The organism is Pseudomonadota bacterium, from assembly GCA_022361155.1.
GTDB lineage: Bacteria > Myxococcota_A > Polyangia > Polyangiales > JAKSBK01 > JAKSBK01.
In genome coordinates this window covers 1-2,785 of the sequence record JAKSBK010000226.1, presented here as the reverse complement: position 1 = coordinate 2,785, position 2,785 = coordinate 1, and the positions used below count along the sequence as shown (strand labels likewise).

Annotated in this window: 1 protein-coding gene; it reads left to right on the top strand. The window is 67.0% G+C overall.

Annotation, left to right across the window (positions count from 1 at the left end; genetic code table 11):
- Positions 1-800: 800 nt before the first annotated feature.
- Positions 801-2,785: hypothetical protein (locus MJD61_08670; GenBank protein ID MCG8555344.1), on the top strand; the 1,985-nt coding region annotated here is incomplete at its 3' end.

Below are 2,785 nucleotides of genomic sequence, written 5' to 3'. Positions count from 1 at the left end.
CTGTGGGCCATTTGGCTTCGCGAGCAGGAGTACGATCCCAAGCTCGCCACCTAGTGTCCAGTATCCGAAAGCCCGCACGCAATTTGCCGGCCCTTGACCCCGCTCACGCCCTCGATCGCCGTTTGGCTATCTCCTGGAAATAGCGATGCACTGCATCGAAATTGAACCGCAGCCTGCGTCGATTCGATGACCCGAGCGTCGCCAATTGCTCGCCGACTTATGTACGTAATCACGGATGCAGGACACTAGATCAGATTTCGCGTGCTACACGCCGCGGTGGACTGAAGCAGCGAGTCCGTCAATCGGAATGAGTGCGAACCTGACCCCGACGCCAAGACGTCGAAACGCTGGAAGCACCATTTCCTCGACCAGCCTCCTGTGCCCCGGCAACGTTAGGCCGGATTCAAAGCACGTATCGATGGGTGAGATTGCCGACTGCGCACCGCGCTGCCGGAGGGGACCACTGCATGTACTTGACACCTGCCGCTCTATCGAGGGTCGGGTCGTCCCGGCGGCTTCCACCACCGGTGGTGATGGAGGGCAAATGCCCCAGTTCGTATGGGTAGCACTCTCGCTCGGCGCCGCTGCCGAAGAGGAGGCAGCGGCGCGCCGTTCGCCGATGCAGCTGGTATGAAGCAGCGGCTCGAGTCTGTTTCCGGATCCGGCCGGCCGTCGACGCGGCTGGTTTTGGGGCTGTTGCCAGGCACGGGCGCTTCGCCTACCACTGCGATTGTGAGTGTGGGGCGGAATGAAGCGCAAGTGGTCGCTTCCTTTCGGCCGGACTCCGAAGGAGGGAAGCGATGCAGGCAAGCATGATGGCCGTTTTTCTGGCGAGTGCGCTCGTCGTGTGCTTTGGCTGCAGCAGACGGCATGGCGGCGGCGGTGATCCCGATGCGGCCGTACCCGGTGCGGGGATAGGCGGCGCAGGGCTTGACGGGGGGCTGGACGGGGCAGCCGGAGGGCGTGCCGATGCGGCGCCGGATGCTGCTTCCGATGCCTGCGTTGCCGAGATCGAGATCTGCAATGGTGTCGACGACGACTGCGACAGGCTGGTGGACGAGGCGCTGAGCCAGCCGTGCGGCAGCAACGTGGGCGCCTGCCAAATGGGGACCGAGACCTGCTCGATGGGGTTGTGGCGGGACTGCAGCGCGGTCCGGTCTGGCGTCGAGCTCTGCAACGACACCGACGACGACTGCGACGGCCTGGTGGACGAGTCACTGAGCCAGTCATGCGGCAGCAACGTGGGCACTTGCCAGGCAGGGACCGAGATGTGCTCGGCAGGTTCATGGCGAGATTGCACTGCGGTCGGGCCCGTCAGCGAGGCCTGCGACGGCATGGGCGATGAGGACTGCGATGGGACCGTCGACGAAGGCTGTCAGTGTGTCACCGGAACCCAGCGCGCGTGCGGTTCGAGCGTGGGTCGGTGCCGGGCAGGGATCCAGCCCTGCGAGCTCGGCGCGTGGGCATCGTGCATTGGGGCTATGGACCCAGGCTTCGAGCGCTGCAATCACATCGACGACGACTGCGACGGGATGGTTGACGAGGCGCTGAGCCAGGCGTGCGGCACCGACGTAGGCGTGTGCCAGGCAGGGACCGAGACGTGTTCGGGAGGCTCGTGGCAAGGCTGCACAGCGGTCGGCCCCGGCACCGAGCGCTGCAACAACATCGACGACGACTGCGACGGGCTCGTGGATGAAGCCGGTGCTTGCCCCGCATGCCCGCAGGGGCTCAGCGCAGGCCGGCAGCACACGTGCGCGCGCTTGGGCACGGGCGAGGTCAAGTGCTGGGGCGAAGGCGACAGCGGCCAGCTTGGCCACGGAGCCTGGACGCGCAGCGCTGTGCCCGTGTCGGTCAAGGGGCTGACGAACGCGGTCGAGGTCAGGGCCGGCGGTGATCACACCTGCGCGCGCTTGAGCACGGGCGAGGTCAAGTGCTGGGGCTACAATAGAGAGCAGCAGCTCGGCGACGAGACCCGCGAACACCGAAACCTGCCCGTCACGGTCCGGGGACTCACGGGCGCGCTCGAGCTAGCCCTGAGTCTGAGCCACAGCTGCGCGCGCCTGAGCACGGGCGAGGTCAAGTGCTGGGGCGATAACCGCAGTGCCCAGCTCGGCGACGGCACCTGGACCGGCAGCGCTGCGCCCGTGACGGTGGTCGGGCTCACCAACGCGGTCGAGATCGCGCTGCCGTATGGCGGCGCCGCCTGTGCGCGCTTGGGTACGGGGGAGGTCAAGTGCTGGGGTGGCAATGAGCAGGGTCAGTTGGGCATCGGCCTGCCCGGCAGCGCAACCCCTGTCACGGTGATCGGGCTCGGGCCCGCCGACGGAATCGCCATGGGTTCCCGTCACACCTGCGTGCGGCTAAGCCAGGGAGAGGTCAAGTGCTGGGGCGCCAATTACTTGGGCCAGCTGGGCGACGGCACGTGGACCGGCAGCACGGTCCCGGTGACGGTGACAGGGCTCAAGGAAGCTGTCGAGATCGACGCGTTCTACGAGCATACCTGCGCGCGCCTGGTCACGGGGGAGGTCCGCTGCTGGGGCAAGAACGATGGAGGCCGGCTAGGCGACGGCACAACACTCAACCAGCCAGCACCCGTCCGGGTCGCCGGGCTGAAGAACGCCGTCGAGATCACCACGGGTGGCGGGCACACCTGCGCGCGCCTGGGCACGGGGGAGGTCCGCTGCTGGGGCTTCAACCGTGCTGGCCAGCTCGGTGACGGCACCACGAGCGACAGGATGACGCCAGTGTCCATCAAAGCCCTCAAGCTACCCGCATGCCGACCGTG